We start from the raw sequence: 16867 nt of genomic DNA, 5'->3' as shown, positions 1-16867 counted from the left end.
ACGGCTGTCGTTTTTGTAGAAACGAAAAAGCGAGGAAATGAATATGACAACGAAGGCCTACCTATACAACAAATGTGATACATGCCGCAAAGCGAAAAAATGGCTCACGGATCAAAATATTGGCTTCGAAGAAATTCCGATCGTGGATGCACCCCCGTCCAAAGAAGAGCTGCGCCAAATTTGGCAGACAAGCGGTCTCGATCTGCGCAAGTTTTTCAATGTGAGTGGTGTCCAGTACCGTGAGCTGGGCTTGAAGGACAAGCTACCTACGATGTCCGAGGATGAAATGCTTGGGCTGTTGGCTTCCAATGGCAAGCTGATCAAGCGGCCTCTTATCGCAAGCGATCAAACCGTAACACTTGGCTTCAAAGCAGAAGAGCTGGAAAAGGTTTGGGGAGGGAAGGCATGATGCGCCAACCTTCCAAAAGACTGAACCATCTTTCTGCCGATATTTTCTCAGAAATGGCGGCTCGCAAAAGGGAAGTTGCCAAAACAAAAACGGTATACGACTTGAGCATCGGCAGTCCTGATCAGCAGCCTGACGAGAATCTTCTGCAAACATTAATCCATGCCATCTCGCAACCAACTGCTTTTCGCTATCCATTGAGCGATGGAACGGCGGCTTTTCGTGAAGAGGTCGCTCGCTGGTATCACTATCGTTTTGGGGTGGAGCTGGTGCCAGATGGGGAGATTCATTCCTTGATGGGGTCACAGGATGGTTTGGCTCACTTTGCTTTGGCATGGACCGATCCAGGAGATATTGTCCTCGTACCTGATCCTGGGTATCCTATCTACGAAGGCAGTGTTCATTTGGCGGGAGCTGTACCTTACCGGATGCCTCTGCGGGCAGAAAATGATTTTTTGCCAAAACTGACAGACATTCCAGAGGAGATTGCGGCTCGTGCCACGTTTATGATTCTGAACTATCCGAATAATCCAGTTTCCGCGGTCGCTACCCTTGCCTTTTTTGAAGAGGTCGTGGCTTTTGCCAAGCGTTTTGACATTATCGTCGTTCATGATTTGGCTTATTCGGAAATGGTGTTTGACGGCTACCAAGCGCCGAGTTTTTTGCAAGTGCCGGGAGCGAAGGATGTGGGAATCGAGTTTAATTCGTTTTCCAAGAGCTTCAACATGGCAGGTTGCCGGATCGCTTATGTTGTAGGGAATGCAGACATTATCAAGCCGCTTGCGATTGTAAAGTCCAATATCGATTACGGCGTCTTTTTGCCTGTACAGCAAATGGCCATTGAGGCTTTGCGAAATGATCGGGAATCGGATGGGAAAAACACAGTTGCACCCGTTTACCAGGAACGGCGTGATGTGCTGCTAGGCGCATTGGAAAAAGCGGGATGGAGCATCCCATCTCCCAAGGCGACCATGTTCGTCTGGGCAGCTGTACCGAACGGCTGGACGTCTCGAGAGTTTGCCTTCGCGTTGCTGGAAAAGGCCGGAGTCGTGGTCGTTCCGGGAAGTGCCTTCGGCGAAGAAGGAGAAGGGTATGTAAGAATTGCTCTCGTCCAACCTCCCACTATTCTGTTGGAGGCTGTGGCTGCCATCGATCAATCTGGGATTCTTCGCATGAAAACAAGTGTGTAGCGATTGAAGTAAAAGACAGAGGGGATGAGCTTTCATGCGTTTGCGTGAAGAAATGCCTGATTTTCCTGGGATTACGGAGTGGATCAACGGGCAAGTAACCAAGGCTGATTTGGTTGGAAGTCCTGTCTTGGTGCATATCTGGTCCGTCAGTTGTTACATGTGCAAAGAATCGATGCCAAGCATAAACGAATGGCGAGACCAATACGCTGCTAACGGTTTGAAGGTCATTGGAATTCATATGCCTCATTCGGAAAAAGATACAGATATCGAGATGATTAAGAAAGCGATTGCAGAACAACATTTGACACATCCTATTGCAATCGATAATGATAGAAAGACAGTCGATGCATTCCAGAATGAATACGTCCCCGCTTTTTATTTGTTTGATGAGGCTCTTCAGTTGCATCACTTTCAGGCAGGAGAGAAGGGTCTTCAACTGGTAAAAAAACGCTTGTTCAGAATTTTGGGGATCGAAGAGGAATCCTAGAATGTTCGTCTAATTATGTATGTGTAATGGATTGTACCCGATAGGAGGATATGTAAACGATGGAATTCCCGAAAAATCTACGTTACAGTGAAGAGCATGAGTGGGTGCGAGTAGAAGGAAACAAGGCGTACATCGGAATCACTTCTTTTGCTCAAGCAGAGCTGGGTGACATCGTGTTTGTCGAATTGCCTGAGGTAGGCACGACAATCCAACAGGATGAACCGTTTGGCAGTGTGGAATCGGTAAAAACCGTTTCTGAGCTGTACGCTCCTGTAACTGGTAAAGTAGTAGAAGTTAATGGCGAACTGGAAGACGCACCTGAACTGGTTAACTCCTCGCCATATGAGCAAGCATGGATGATCGTCGTCGAATTGTCTGATGCAGCTGGGTTGGACAAGCTGATGGATGCAGACAAGTACGAAGCGATGGTAAAAGAATAGGAAACAAAAAAAGCCGGGGCTTATATGCTCCGGCTTTTCTTCGTTTATGGACGGACTACTCCAACTTGAATGTTCGTACTGCATCATTAAGCTCTTCTGCCATTTTCGCCAGCATCGTTGCAGCCGAAGAGATTTCCTGCATGGAAGCAGTTTGTTCTTCCGCTGCTGCTGCAACCGTTTGAGAGTTGCCGGCTGATTGCTCTGCTATTTGTGTAATATGCGTAATGGCGGATACAATCGTCTGCATTTGCTGACTGATCTTGCTCATTTCCGTTGTCACTTCATTCATACGGACGAGCAGCCCCGACGTGGAGCCAGTTATTTGCTCAAATGCATTTCCTGTTGAGCGAACGAGAGTCATGCCTTCCCCCAAAATAGAAGAGCCATGATTCATAGCCGCGATCGCCGAGCCTGTGTCCTGCTGAATTACGGTGACGCTATGACTGACCTGCTCGGCGGCAGAACTGGACTGCTCGGCCAATTTGCGCACCTCGTCGGCTACAACTGCAAAGCCTCGTCCTTGTTCTCCGGCGCGAGCTGCTTCGATAGCTGCGTTCAGAGCGAGCAGGTTGGTTTGATTGGCGATCGTCGTGATGAGTGAAATCATTTCTCCAATCTCTTGGGAGCGTTTGCCTAGCGTATTGACAATCGTAGAAGTCTTGGTCATCTGGCTATGGATCACATCCATGTGCTCGACCGTTTTGGCTGCCATCTGATTGCCATCTGTGGCTTGGCGGTTCGCTTCTTGTGTAGAGAGATTTACATCCTCAATGCCTTTTTCCATCGCTTCGATGTGCACGGCAATCTCGTTGATGACATCATAGCCTTGAACGGTCGCATCCACTTGCTGTTCAGTACCGTAGGCAATTTCTTGAACGGATTGAGCGATCTGCTCTGTTGCTTTGTTCGTCTGCTCCGCACTTGCCATCAATTGCTCAGACGTAGCAGCAACCTGTTGAGCGTTGAAGCTGACTTGACCGAGCGTTTCTCGCAAGGTTGCCGTCATGGAGTTGAAGCGGTTAGCCATAACGCCAATCTCATCAGATGTCTTGATATCCATGGAGACAGTAAAATCTCCATTGGAGAGGGCATGCGCGAGCTGGTTGGCCCGATCAATTTGTTTGGTCAGATATTTGCTGAAGTAATAAATGACTGCAATCATGATCAACAGACCGATCAGACTTACTGTACAAAGCTCAAAGAACAAGTCATAGAGAGGATCGGCAATTTCTTTTTCTGGCATGACGAGAGCGATGGTCCAGTTTGTATCTCCGAGCTCTTGAAAATAAACACGATTGATGCCGTTTTCATCATTAAACGTCTTCATTCCTGACTTCTCTTCTAGAAGAGAAGGACCTATTGCTGCCAAGGAAGCATTATCGTCAGATTGAACGGAGCGATTCATCAGCTTGTCTGCTTGAGGATGAGCGAGGTATCTCCCTTTTTGATCCACCAAAAAGGCCCAGCCTGTTTCACCTGCTTTTGTACTAGAGACGAGCTTTTCAACGTCAGTGAGTGTAATATCGTCTGTGGCCACTCCCAGAAGCTTTTTATCCGGGGTGTAAAAAGGAGCGACTACCGTCACCATGGAGACCTTGGAAATTTCGTCGAAGTACGGCTCAGAATAATCGGTTTTCTTTGTGGTCGTGTTGCCGACCTTGTACCAGTCTTGATTTGGATAGTTATAGGATTCGCTGCTGTACTCATCTGTAATGTTAACCTTGCCGTCGGTCTTTGCCCCGTAAGTAGCAACGAGTTTCTTGTTTGGGTCAAAAGCGTAAGGTTCCATGAAAATTCCCATTCCGACCGTCGTATCATTAATGAGAACGGTTTTGGACAGCAGGGAATTTAACTGCTCTAGCGAATTTGTAACAGGAGCCATTTCAATAAAGCGAGCCATACTCAGCGTTACCTTGCTATGGGCCTGCAGTTGCTTTTCCACATGGCTGCCGACCATATCTAGTTGATAATTCATTTTGTCCTCAATTTCCCGATTCAGTTGGTCGGCAGAGAACCAGAAACCGATGCCCACGACGAGTAAAAGAGTCAAGATGATGACAGGAAGGGTAATGGTAAGTGTTCGAGCACGAAGACTTTTGAAACGAAACATGAATCCGCTCTCCTTTTGAAGTTTTGCTAAAATGTTTATTATTCCTTATTATCGGATAGATGAAGACTATCTTGTATGATGGATTTAGGCAAATGAGGGAAAATATTCATACTAGTCAGAAAATGTTGCGGAAATCAAAGCAAATCGAGTAAAATGGATAAACCAAATCTTTATTTGATTACCTTATTGGTATCATTTGCGGGTGGAGTGTTAGTGGGCATATAGGCTACAATGCGGATACAGACAGAGTTTCGACCAAAAGAACGACATGGACGTTTCATTTGGCGAAGAAGGAGGGAGACTATATGAGTTTTTGTTGTGGTGCTGGAATGGTAGGTTCCGTAGGCTCAGTCCGTCATTATAAAACACTTGTACACAATGTCCCCATCATGTTTTGTCCTGTATGTGACAGAATTGAGGTTCATCCCGGTATTGAGGGAGAATACGAAATTTTAGTAGAATATGCTCAGGGAGATCAGGCTCCAGAAGTGGATTTTGCTGACTTTGTGAGTGTTGACAATACATCCGAGTTGTTTGAGAATTGTACCATGACGGATGAAGCAGCCAGCTTCGCCGAAGTGTTAAAGCAGCAGATTGATATTTCACTTGATCTGCTCGGGATCGCCAAGGAGTTACAGGATGACGATTGGCGGGAAGCATTGATGATTCGTTTAAGACGGTTAAGCGAGCGATTGAAGCAGTACAATAAAAGAAAAGCTAATGTCGCACAAGAGCGCATGACCTGAGTTGACGTGGGAGGCAGTGTGAATGTTTCATTTGAAAGCCGTTCACCACATCGCATTGAATTGTAGTGATGTTGTGAAGGTAGCTCGTTTTTTTAAGGACATTTTGGAAGTCCCTATCCCGGAAGAGAATATGACGGAAGGAGCACCTGTCTACTTTCAAATTGGCACATACACACGGATCGGTCTTCATCCTCATGGCGGGGAAGCTGGGAAAGGCGGCGTAGGGCAGGTCGATCATCTCGCCTTCTCCGTGCAGAGCCGTGCTGAGCTGGACTATCTGGTCGATAAGCTGGAGGCAGAGAATATTTGCTATCGTGGTCCAATTACACAGCCGACGAGCTATAATGTGTATTTTGAGACACCTGATGGTCACCACCTTGAGGTGCGCCTGGATAAAGACGAGTTTGATGAGTAGTGTTTGCGAAAAGCATCTGCGTAAAGCGGATGCTTTTTTGTTTTTTGCCATCTCACTACTGTGGTGCGGAAAAAAGGTTATGGATGATCTTCTTTAAGTTTTAAAAGGTCCCGATGAACCAACAAAGCTGGTGAGAAGAAAAAGCACAGGGCTCGTAGACCTTGACAGTGCCTACCCAGGCGGAACTTCCAAAAGGGGACCCGGTTGTCGAACACTTCTTCCTTGAGAATCTTCCGCCCGTAGGGTGGCTTTGGCTCGACGGTCCCCTTTTGGAAGTGGAGACGGCCAGTGAATCCCCCCTGCTGGCGTGTCAGAGTCGAAGAGAACTGTGCTTTTTCTTCTCCTCCACTATGTATGCGAAAAAGCTGTCGAGAAAAAGATGACCACCCTGACAACAGCCGACACTGACTCTCATTCCTCGCCAAAGGATTTGACCAGACAGCCCACGAACCAAAATGGGAAGAGAGGGGTGGCGTGCAGATGATCGGAATGGGCAGACTGCTTTTTGAACTGGGCGAGAGACTGCAAGGAAAAGCACACTTGCGATTTATAACAGCAGGATGGGAGCGCAGGATCGGAATTGTTGTGGATGATTCACCGTCACATTGGCAATTGACGATAGAAAAAGGCATTGCATCCTGGGACATATGGACAGAAGAGCAGCCTGCCGATTTGATCATCAGGGGAGCGGAGAAACAAATGCACATGCTGTTTGGCGGCGATGAGCTTGTCTATGTACTAGCCAAAGAAAAGGTGCAAATAGCAGGACCATTGCGCGACCAATTAAAGCTCGATACTATTTTGCGACTGACCTGTCGATGAACTGTCCATCGGGCAGTGTGATATAATAGAAAGAAACGGTTTTGGAGGAGGCGCTTTGATGTCCACTGCTATGTCGTTGCAACAGACAGTTGCTGCACGTAAAGATGCTATTGCCGAAACATTCCGTCATCTGCATGAGAATCCGGAGATAAGCTGGAAGGAAGTAGAAACGACTCGTTATTTGGCGGAGCGCATGCGTGCCTTGGGACTGCGTGTTACGACCTTTGACGATTGTACAGGTTTGGTAGCTGAATGGGGCGAAGGAAAGCCAGTTGTCGGCTTACGCACAGACATCGATGCTCTCTGGCAAGAAGTGGGCGGTGAGTGGCGCGCGAATCACTCCTGCGGTCATGACGCCCATATGACACTGATCGTGGAAACGGTAGAAGCATTGGTTGCCGCTGGATATCAACCGCCGGGAACGTTAAAAATTTTGTTCCAACCAGCAGAAGAAAAAGGAACGGGCGCATTAAAGCTGGTGGAGAAAGGTGTCGTCGATGACATCGATTTTTTGTACGGTGTTCACTTACGACCGATACAGGAGATGGCTAATGGAACGGCGGGACCCGCCATCTACAACGGAGCAGCCATGTTTCTCTACGGGGAAATACATGGAGTAGCTGCGCACGGAGCAAGACCGCATCTCGGAATCAACGCGATAGAAGTAGCAGGAGCGATTATTTCTGGTCTCGGACATATACATATCAATCCGATGGTGCCTGCCACCGTCAAAATGACTATGTTGCAAGCCGGGGGAGAGAGCTACAACATTATTCCAGACAAGGCGCGTTTCGCTCTCGATCTGCGAGCGCAGACGAATCAGACGATGGATGATCTCGTGAATCGTGTTCGTCAAATGATCGACGGAATCGCGGAGTCTTTTCAGGCACGCATAGAGGTAGAGTCGGGGTCTCGCATGGTGGCGGCAGAGGTCGATGATCGAGCCAAGGCATTTATGGAGCAGGCGATCGTAGATGTGCTCGGTCAAGAGAATTTGCGAGCGGCGCCTGTCAGTCCGGGTGCGGAGGATTTCCACTATTATACGGTGGAGCGCCCTCATATCAAGGCGACGATGTTGGCTCTCGGATGTGATTTGGTGCCGGGGCTTCATCACCCGCTGATGCATTTTGACCACTCTGCATTGGAAAAAGGTGTGGCGATTTTGTGTCAAACAATCGTAAAAACGTTTGAAAATACGTAAATCTTTATGACTTGTGAGAGCAACACTAAGGGAGTAAACTCTTGGTGTTGCTCTTTTTGTGGGGAAAATGCCTCTGTGTATTTCACTCATAGTCGATAGACTGCTTGGTTTGTGGACAAAATACTGCTGTTGGGGAATAATTACGCATGAGGAGGGTTATTCACACATTCTCCATAAGAGATTATAAAATTATGTAGCTTATTTAGCTAAATGTGATATACTAATTACATAATCGAGCGACAATTAGAAAGTCACAATAAATGGTACACATTTTGGGAAGGAGATCGTTCACACATGGAAATCAATACGGTTCAAAAGCTTACTGACATTCTTGGAGCTACAAAAGTGTATCATAATTTGCCTGTAGCTAATCTTATTGAAATGGCAGTGAAGCGTGGCGAAGGGATTTTGACCGATAAGGGGGCGCTCAATGCGCTAACAGGGAAGTTTACCGGCCGTTCGCCAAAGGACAAATTTGTGGTGGACGAAGCTTCCGTACACGATAAAATCAACTGGGGTCCGGTTAACCAACCAATCAGTACTGAAAAATTCCAGGCACTTCAACAAGACGTGCTCCAATATTTGCAATCAAAAGATGAACTGTTTGTCTTCGATGGTTTTGCGGGGGCAGATACAACTTATCGCCTGCCAATCCGCGTAGTAAACGAATTTGCTTGGCATAATCTGTTTGCACGTCAGTTGTTCATCCGTCCGTCCGAAGAAGAACTGGCTGCGCACCAATCAGAATTCACCGTTATCTATGCGCCTAATTTCAAGGCAAATCCTGCGGTACACGGCACGAACTCCGAAACCTTCATCGTATTGAGCTTTGAGCAAAAGACTGTGTTGATCGGTGGCACTGAGTATGCAGGCGAAATGAAAAAGTCCATCTTCAGCGTCATGAACATGCTGCTCCCAGAGCGCAATGTACTCCCGATGCACTGCTCTGCAAACGTAGGCAAAGATGGAGATGTTGCCCTGTTCTTCGGGTTGTCCGGTACAGGTAAAACAACGCTGTCTGCTGACCCAGACCGTTTCTTGATCGGTGACGATGAGCATGGCTGGTCTGACAATGGCGTGTTCAATATCGAAGGCGGATGCTATGCAAAATGCGTCAAGCTGTCTGAAGAAGGCGAACCGCAAATTTGGAAAGCAATCCAGTTCGGTACCGTACTTGAAAATGTAGACGTAAACGAAGCGACTCGTGTAGCAGACTACGATAGCACCAAATATACAGAGAATACACGCGCTGCGTACCCAGTGGAAGCGATTCCGGGTGCTGTGATTCCAGGCGTGGGCGGGCAACCAAATGTCATCGTCTTTTTGACGGCCGATTCGTTCGGTGTATTGCCTCCAATCTCCAAGCTGAATAAAGAGCAAGGGATGTACCACTTCCTGTCTGGCTACACCAGCAAAATGGCAGGTACAGAGCGTGGCGTAACCGCTCCGCAAACAGAGTTTTCTACTTGCTTCGGATCTCCATTTTTGCCACTGCATCCGGTAGTATATGCGGAAATGCTCGGTAAGAAGATTGACGAGCGCAAGGTTCAAGTATACCTGGTGAACACTGGTTGGACTGGTGGCCCGGTAGGTGTTGGAAAACGGATGAAGCTGTCCTACACACGCTCGATGGTAACAGCAGCATTGAACGGTGAGCTGGAAAACGTAGACTATGTAGCTGACGAGATTTTCGGCGTACAAGTACCGACTTCTTGCCCGAACGTTCCTGCTGAAGTTCTGCAACCACGCAATACATGGACAAACAAGGAAGATTACGACAAGCAAGCGGCTGATCTGGCTGCACGCTTCATTGAGAACTTCGAGAAAAAATTCCCGAATGCAGCAGATATTGCGAATGCGGGTCCAAAAGTAAAGTAATGCAATAGGAAAGAAACGGGTAGACAATAAGGTCTATCCGTTTTTTTTCGTGAAAACAATTACTTGTTGCCATCGAATACTTTCGAAGTATTTATTGGTACAACTTTTCCATTTGACTGTCGGAAAAGAGTCAGGTAAGCTTCCGAAGGGTGCTTTATGCCGAGTGCATTGGCAACAGTCGCTACAGGTGCATAAACGTTTCCATTATATATGTATGGTTCAAATGCTCCATCCCTTTCCAGCTATCCAGTGGTGTTTTTTACAAAAAGTACCTGGGATTTAGACGGAGATGTATGTCCAAAAGTTACAAAGGGAAAAATGCTGCGGAGGCAAGAATATTTAGGAAGGATTCATGAGCAAAAACGGACTTTCTAAATATAATGATATAAAAAATACAGATATGTTTCAATCCTTGATTTATAATTATTCTTATTATAAGATAGTTATTGAGAATGGATTGAGAATTTACCAACTCACTTTTGACGTGTATGGAGGGAATTCAGATGACAGCAGTACCGCATTTGCAAATAAAAAACCTTCGCGCCAAGATCGAGGACAAAGAGATCCTCAAAGGCCTGAATTTGGAGATCAAGGGCGGCGAAGTGCACGCGATCATGGGACCGAATGGTACCGGTAAATCTACATTGGCATCCACGCTGATGGGTCACCCAAAATATGAGGTAACTGACGGCGAAGTGCTGATCAATGACGAAGACTTGCTGGAAATGGCAGTAGACGAGCGCGCACGTGCAGGCCTGTTCCTGGCGATGCAATACCCGTCTGAAATCAGCGGTGTAACTAACTCTGACTTCCTGCGTTCCGCGATCAACGCGCGCCGTGGCGAAGGAAACGAAATCTCCCTGATGAAATTTATCCGTGAGATGGACAAAAAGATGAACACGCTGGAAATGGATGAGTCTTTCTCCCATCGTTACCTGAACGAAGGTTTCTCCGGCGGTGAGAAAAAGCGTAACGAGATTCTGCAAATGATGCTCTTGGAGCCAGCTATCTGTATTCTGGATGAAATCGACTCCGGTTTGGACATCGACGCATTGAAAATCGTTGCAGCTGGTGTAAACGAAATGCGCTCCGCAGACCGCGGATTCTTGATTATTACGCACTACCAACGTTTGCTGAACTATGTAAAGCCTGACTTCGTACACGTCATGATGCAAGGTCGTATCGTGAAGTCTGGTGGTCCTGAGCTGGCTGAACGCCTGGAGGCAGAAGGCTATGACTGGATCAAGGAAGAGCTCGGCATCGAGGACGAAACCGTAAACGCCAACGTGTAGGAAGAAGGAGGCAGCAGTGAAATGAGTGTGGATGTACAGCTACGCTTCGATTCCGAGGCGATCACCCAGTACTCCAAAGCTAATCAGGAGCCTGCCTGGTTCCTGGAAAAGCGCCTCGCTGGACTGAAGGCGGCGGGAGAGCTGGCGCTCCCTGCCTTGGAGAAAACGAAGATTGATAAATGGAATACCGTTGATTTCGATCCGTTCCAAACCACTGCAAAGGTGGAAGCGGCGAATGAACTCAGCGATTTGGTAAAAGCACAAATTGATGTCGACAGCGTGAAAAACCTGTTGGTACAAAAAAATGCTTCTACCGTTTTTCAAGCGGTATCCGATGAGTTGAAGGCACAAGGCGTGATTTTCACGACTTTTGCTGATGCACTGCAAGCACATGGCGATCTCGTGCAAAAATATTTGTTGAACGTTATCGCTCTTGATGAGCACAAGCTGACTGCTCTGCATACCGCAGTTGTGAATGGTGGCGTATTCCTCTTCGTTCCGAAAAACGTGGAAGTAGATGTTCCCCTGCAAGCTGTGTATGAAATCGCAGGCGACAACGCTCTGTTGGCTCCACATGTTTTGATCGTGGCAGAAGCGAACAGCAAAGTAACCTACGTGGATACATATGTATCTGGCGAAGGCAAAAGCATGGTTGCGAACAGCATTGTTGAAGTATATGTAGGCGCGGGCGCATCTGTGCAAGTAGCTTCTGTACGTTCTCTGTCTGTAGACGTTCACGACTATAGCTTCCGTCGTGCAACCGTTGAGCGCGATGGAAAAATGGAATGGATTTTGGGTGAGATGAACGATGGCAATACCGTTGCCAACAACACAACCATCCTCAAGGGAACTGCTTCGATCGCAGAGACCAAATCCATTACTGTAGGGACAGGTTCCCAACGCCAAAACCTCACTTCCCAAGTTACGCATATCGGCACGCATACCGAGTCTGATATGGTGAGCAAGGCCGTTATGACGAATGAAGCAGTGAGTATCCTAAACGGTATCACGAAAATCGAAAAAGGCGCTGAAAAGGCAAACGGCGTACAGGCGGAAAACATCCTGATGCTGAGCGATAAATCTCGCGGTGATGCCAACCCGATCCTGTTGATCGATGAGGATGACGTTAAAGCGGGTCACGCAGCTTCGGTAGGACGTTTCAGTGAAGAGTCCATCTTCTACTTGATGTCCCGTGGTATTACCCGTCAAGGCGCAGAACGTCTGATCATTCTCGGCTTCCTGGATCCAGTTGTTGCTGAGATTCCAGTAGAAGAAGTGAAAAACAGACTCCGTCAGGCGCTTGAAAGGAAGTTAGGCTAATGAACGCCAAGGAGCTTCGGAAATATTTTCCCATCCTACACCAAGAAATAAACGGACATCCGCTCGTTTATTTGGATAATGGTGCAACCTCTCAAAAGCCGATTCAGGTTATCGAGGCGATGGATAAATACTACAGGGAGTATAACTCCAATGTGCACCGTGGCGTGCACACCTTGGGTAACATAGCGACAGATGGGTACGAAGGCGCGCGTGAGAAAGTTCGCGCCTTCATCAACGCCCGTGAAGCCGCAGAAATCGTCTTTACGCGTGGTACGACATCTGCTTGTAATACGGTAGCGTATGGCTATGCTCGCAAGTACCTGGGGCCGGGAGATGAAATCGTGACCACATTGGTGGAGCATCACGCCAATTTCATTCCATGGCAGCAGGCAGCCAAGGCGACCGGAGCGACTTTTAAGTTCATTCCGCTGGCAGAGGACGGAACCGTTACTCTGGAAGCGGTCAAGGAAACGATTACGGACAATACCAAGCTCGTTGCCATTCACCATGTTTCCAACGTATTGGGGGATACTACCCCAATCAAGGAAATTGCCCAAATCGCTCATCAGCATGGCGCACTATTGTTTGTTGACGGAGCGCAGGGTGCTCCACACAAGAAAATCGACGTCCAGGATTTGGATTGCGATTTTTATACGTTTTCAGCGCATAAGATGGCTGGCCCGACAGGCGTAGGTGTCCTGTACGGCAAGCGTGAAGTGCTGGAGCGTGTGGAACCGATGGAATTCGGCGGAGAAATGATCGACTATGTGGATATGTACGATTCCACTTGGAAGGAGCTTCCTTGGAAATTTGAAGGAGGTACACCGATCATCGCAGGAGCTATTGGATTGGGAGCAGCGATTGACTTTTTGGAAGAGATCGGTATGGACAATATCGAGTGTCATGAAAAACATCTCGTCACGTACGCGATGGAACAAATGCGCGAAATAGAAGGATTGAAGATTTACGGCCCACAGCAGGACCGCAGCTGTTTAATTACATTCAACCTGGATACAGTACATCCGCATGACCTGGCGACGGTGCTGGACAGTTACGGAATCGCAGTTCGTGCCGGTCATCACTGCGCACAACCGCTGATGCGTTGGCTGAATGTGACGGCTACCGCTCGGGCAAGCTTCTACCTGTACAACACAGAAGAAGAAGTAGATGTGCTGATCGCGGGCTTGAAGAAGACGAAGGAGTATTTCGGCAATGTCTTCTCTTGATGATTTATACCGCCGCGTCATTATGGATCACTACCAGAAGCCGCGCAATCGCGGAAAGCTGGAAGAATCCGACGGACTCATTGTGAATTTGAATAACCCGACCTGTGGCGATAGCATCTCGCTCTCCTTGAAAGTGGAGGATGGCAAGGTGGTTGACGCGAAGTTTCTTGGTGAAGGCTGCTCAATCAGTATGTCATCTGCATCCATGATGACGGATGCTGTCAAAGGCAAGCCAGTAGCAGAAGCACTGGAGCTGTCGCAAAAATTCTCCGATATGATGCAAGGCAAAGAAATCGATGACTCGATTGATCTTGGTGATATCGAAGCCTTGTCTGGCGTAGCCAAGTTCCCAGCGCGAATCAAGTGCGCGACATTGGCTTGGAAAGCATTGGAGCAAGGTGTTAAACAGGCAGAGCAGGAATAGTGATAGGTAAGGGACATGAACACGAAGGAGTGAGCAACGATGGCTGTTAAAGGCCCAGAAATACAGGAGTATCAGTACGGTTTCCACGATAAAGACGTTTCAGTATTCCGTACGAAGAAGGGTTTGACTCGTGAGATCGTCGAAGAAATTTCGAAGATCAAGGATGAGCCAGCATGGATGCTGGAATTCCGTCTAAAAGCGTTGGACATCTTCAATAGCATGCCGATGCCAAAATGGGGCGGCGATCTGGATGACCTCGATTTTGACAGCATCACCTACTACGTAAAGCCTTCTGAAAAGCAAGGCCGTAGCTGGGATGAGGTGCCGGAAGAAATCAAGGCAACCTTTGACAAGCTGGGTATTCCAGAAGCAGAGCAAAAGTTCCTCGCAGGGGTATCTGCTCAGTATGAATCTGAGGTAGTTTACCACAACATGCAGGAAGACCTGGAGAAACTGGGCGTTCTCTTCTGCGACATGGATTCCGCAGTAAAACTTCACCCAGAAATCGTGAAAGAATACTTCGCGACCGTGATTCCAACAGCAGACAACAAGTTTTCTGCATTGAACTCGGCAGTATGGTCCGGTGGTTCCTTCATTTACGTACCAAAAGGCGTAAAAGTAGAAACTCCGCTGCAAGCATACTTCCGCATTAACTCCGAGAACATGGGTCAATTCGAGCGTACGCTGATCATCGCCGATGAAGATTCCTTCGTTCACTATGTAGAGGGCTGTACAGCTCCGATTTACAGCACGGATTCCTTGCACTCCGCTGTTGTAGAAATCATCGTAAAAGAACGCGCTCGCTGCCGTTACACCACGATCCAAAACTGGTCCAACAACGTATACAACCTCGTTACCAAACGTGCGGTTGCTTACGCGGATGCGAACATGGAATGGATCGATGGTAACATCGGTTCCAAGCTGACGATGAAATACCCAGCTGTTATCATGAAAGGACCTCGCGCGAAAGGTACTGTTCTTTCCATTGCAGTAGCAGGAAAAGGACAACACCAAGACGCAGGTGCGAAAATGATTCACCTGGCGCCAGATTGCACATCGACGATCATTTCCAAGTCGATCTCCCGTGATGGTGGAAAAGTAACTTACCGTGGTCTGTCCCAGTTTGGACGCAAATCGGAAGGCTCCAAGTCCAACATCAAGTGCGATACGCTGATTCTGGATAAATTGTCCACGTCCGACACGATCCCGTACAACGAGATCATGAACGACAGCATCACGCTTGAGCACGAAGCGACTGTATCCAAGGTATCCGAGGATCAACTCTTCTACCTGATGAGCCGCGGTTTGTCAGAAGCAGAAGCAACTGAGATGATCGTAATGGGCTTCATCGAGCCATTCACAAAAGAATTGCCGATGGAGTACGCGGTAGAGATGAACCGTCTCATTAAGTTCGAGATGGAAGGTTCTATCGGGTAATAGTTTTTGTAACGTGTAAATACGTGTCTGATTCGTTCAGACACGTATTTTTATTTGCCCCGCTTAATTAGAGGAATATAATGGGAAATCCAAGTGATTGAGGGGAAAGACAAGGCATACATACTCACTATTAAGACGAACACTATAGCATTCATTGCGTGATGCTGTAGGCATCCCAAAATAATAGTGAAGCCCTCCTTCAGAACATGATATTATCCCCTTTAAGTAGACAGTAATTAGAAAGCCCTTTACTGTTTAACTTGGAGGGGAATTTTTATGGGCCAAATAAAAAAGAGCTACTCCCTTTAATTCAAACACCATGTAGTAGAAAAATTTGAACAAGGGGCTACATATAACGAGATTAAAGAAACATATGGGCTTGATTTGAGGATGTTCCGAAGATGGGTAAGGAAATACCGGGATAATGGGTTAAAAGGACTGGAAGATAGAAGGGGAAGACCGCGAAAAACAGATGACACTTTTGAAAAGCTGCTACCCCCAGGAGAGAAAATACAACGACTTGAGGCAGAAATAGAATTCCTAAAAAAGCTCTTAGAAGCCAGAAAGAGGGAAAGAAGGCAAGGGAGAAAACGGTAGAATTTCAGATCATTGCAGAGATGGCAAAACGGTATCCTGTTTCTCTCCTTTGCAAGATCGCTCATGTTTCGAAAAGCGGTTATTACAAGTGGCTACGATGCCAAGAACATCTTACAACTAAACAAAAGGAAGAACAGCAGATAAAGTTGTTGATTATGGATGGCTACCAAAAATCCAAGGGTATCTATGGATATCCACGAATAAAAGCTTGGCTCCGACAATCACATGGCATCCAAATCAATCACAAGCGAGTGTATCGACTGATGAAGGAGATGGGGATTCAATCGCGTATTCGCAGGAAACGGAAGTTTTTTGGCCGTAGAGAGCAGGTGGTCGTTTCCGACAACAAATTAAACCGTGATTTTACCGCGTCACATCCTCGGGAGAAATGGGTTACAGATATTACATTCGTGATTTTTAACGGACGACGCCTGTATCTGTCGGTTATTTACGATCTCTTTAACAACGAGGTCATCGCCTATAAGATCAGCAAACGGAACGACCTTACGCTCGTTATGGATACCGTAAAGGCAGCTCTAAAAATAAAAGAGGCGAACGGCGTCATTTTACACAGTGATCAAGGGTACCAATACACATCTAGGAAATATAACGAATTCCTAAAAGCATCTAACATTACCGTTAGTATGTCGAGAAAAGGAAATTGCCTGGATAATGCTTGTATCGAAAGCTTTTTCAGCCACTTCAAAACAGAATGTTTGTATTTAGATGTTTTTACTAAGGAAGATGAAGTGAAGAAGGCAATACAACGATACATACACTTCTATAATTACGAGCGTATTCAAGTCCGGCTAAACAATTTGAGCCCGGTTCTTTACCGAGCTCAAATTGCCTAGTATTTACTGAAAATAATGTATT

At 47.1% G+C, this 16867-nt stretch carries 16 protein-coding genes and 1 pseudogene; 16 read left to right on the top strand and 1 reads right to left on the bottom strand.

Features of this window, described 5'->3' with window-relative positions:
- The first annotated feature begins 37 nt into the window (after positions 1–37).
- Genes ACFYU8_RS19355 through gcvH form a run of 4 tightly spaced genes read left to right on the top strand, consistent with a single transcriptional unit; the run spans position 38 to position 2523 of the window.
- Positions 38–409, top strand: a complete 372-nt coding sequence (locus ACFYU8_RS19355; protein WP_390302282.1) for an arsenate reductase family protein — start codon at positions 38–40, stop codon at positions 407–409.
- Positions 406–1596, top strand: a complete 1191-nt coding sequence (locus ACFYU8_RS19350; RefSeq protein ID WP_390302279.1) for an aminotransferase class I/II-fold pyridoxal phosphate-dependent enzyme — start codon at positions 406–408, stop codon at positions 1594–1596. Before ACFYU8_RS19355 ends, ACFYU8_RS19350 begins: the two co-directional genes overlap by 4 nt.
- Before the next feature lie 34 nt (positions 1597–1630).
- Complete coding sequence (locus ACFYU8_RS19345; protein ID WP_390302276.1) at positions 1631–2083, top strand: redoxin domain-containing protein; 453 nt, start codon at positions 1631–1633, stop codon at positions 2081–2083.
- A gap of 59 nt (positions 2084–2142) precedes the next feature.
- On the top strand, positions 2143–2523 hold the full coding sequence (gcvH, locus tag ACFYU8_RS19340) for a glycine cleavage system protein GcvH (protein ID WP_106839141.1): 381 nt from the start codon (positions 2143–2145) through the stop codon (positions 2521–2523).
- Positions 2524–2578: 55 nt separating this feature from the next.
- On the opposite strand, the gene ACFYU8_RS19335 is transcribed toward gcvH, so the two are convergent.
- Positions 2579–4633 (bottom strand): methyl-accepting chemotaxis protein, encoded by a 2055-nt coding sequence (locus ACFYU8_RS19335; protein WP_390302273.1) that lies wholly within the window; start codon positions 4631–4633, stop codon positions 2579–2581.
- Positions 4634–4938: 305 nt separating this feature from the next.
- Between ACFYU8_RS19335 and ACFYU8_RS19330 the strand changes: the two genes are divergently transcribed.
- The 12 genes and pseudogenes from ACFYU8_RS19330 to ACFYU8_RS19275 all read left to right on the top strand — a co-directional run bounded on the left by ACFYU8_RS19330 (position 4939) and on the right by ACFYU8_RS19275 (position 16845).
- Positions 4939–5379: a hypothetical protein gene (locus ACFYU8_RS19330; RefSeq protein WP_007726368.1), complete on the top strand. Its 441-nt coding sequence runs from the start codon at positions 4939–4941 to the stop codon at positions 5377–5379.
- A 22-nt stretch (positions 5380–5401) separates the two neighbouring features.
- The gene (locus ACFYU8_RS19325; RefSeq protein ID WP_106839139.1) at positions 5402–5794 is read left to right on the top strand and encodes a VOC family protein; all 393 of its coding nucleotides are present in this window, start codon (positions 5402–5404) and stop codon (positions 5792–5794) included.
- A gap of 480 nt (positions 5795–6274) precedes the next feature.
- Complete coding sequence (locus ACFYU8_RS19320; RefSeq protein ID WP_390302581.1) at positions 6275–6616, top strand: SCP-2 sterol transfer family protein; 342 nt, start codon at positions 6275–6277, stop codon at positions 6614–6616.
- 58 nt (positions 6617–6674) lie between these two features.
- A complete protein-coding gene (locus ACFYU8_RS19315; protein WP_390302270.1) occupies positions 6675–7817 on the top strand; it encodes a M20 peptidase aminoacylase family protein in 1143 nt (380 codons plus the stop codon).
- Positions 7818–8111: 294 nt separating this feature from the next.
- Entirely contained in the window at positions 8112–9695 is a 1584-nt protein-coding gene (pckA, locus tag ACFYU8_RS19310; RefSeq protein WP_390302267.1) for a phosphoenolpyruvate carboxykinase (ATP), read from the top strand.
- 503 nt (positions 9696–10198) lie between these two features.
- On the top strand, positions 10199–10987 hold the full coding sequence (gene sufC / locus ACFYU8_RS19305; RefSeq protein WP_017251436.1) for a Fe-S cluster assembly ATPase SufC: 789 nt from the start codon (positions 10199–10201) through the stop codon (positions 10985–10987).
- Between the two features lie 21 nt (positions 10988–11008).
- Entirely contained in the window at positions 11009–12307 is a 1299-nt protein-coding gene (sufD, locus tag ACFYU8_RS19300; RefSeq protein ID WP_390302264.1) for a Fe-S cluster assembly protein SufD, read from the top strand.
- Positions 12307–13533: a cysteine desulfurase gene (locus ACFYU8_RS19295; RefSeq protein ID WP_390302261.1), complete on the top strand. Its 1227-nt coding sequence runs from the start codon at positions 12307–12309 to the stop codon at positions 13531–13533. Before sufD ends, ACFYU8_RS19295 begins: the two co-directional genes overlap by 1 nt.
- Complete coding sequence (gene sufU / locus ACFYU8_RS19290; RefSeq protein WP_007726380.1) at positions 13520–13957, top strand: Fe-S cluster assembly sulfur transfer protein SufU; 438 nt, start codon at positions 13520–13522, stop codon at positions 13955–13957. The genes ACFYU8_RS19295 and sufU overlap by 14 nt, the downstream gene beginning before the upstream one ends.
- Positions 13958–13996: 39 nt before the next feature.
- Complete coding sequence (gene sufB, locus ACFYU8_RS19285; RefSeq protein WP_007726382.1) at positions 13997–15394, top strand: Fe-S cluster assembly protein SufB; 1398 nt, start codon at positions 13997–13999, stop codon at positions 15392–15394.
- A gap of 321 nt (positions 15395–15715) precedes the next feature.
- Positions 15716–15991 (top strand): annotated as a pseudogene (locus ACFYU8_RS19280) (helix-turn-helix domain-containing protein); the annotation flags it as partial.
- A complete protein-coding gene (locus tag ACFYU8_RS19275) occupies positions 15931–16845 on the top strand; it encodes an IS3 family transposase (RefSeq protein ID WP_390302578.1) in 915 nt (304 codons plus the stop codon). The pseudogene ACFYU8_RS19280 and the gene ACFYU8_RS19275, both read left to right, overlap by 61 nt.
- Positions 16846–16867: the final 22 nt, after the last annotated feature.

Origin of the sequence: Brevibacillus sp. NPDC003359, from assembly GCF_042878995.1 — a bacterium.
Taxonomy (GTDB): Bacteria; Bacillota; Bacilli; order Brevibacillales; family Brevibacillaceae; genus Brevibacillus.
This window is presented reverse-complemented; position numbering and strand designations above follow the sequence as displayed.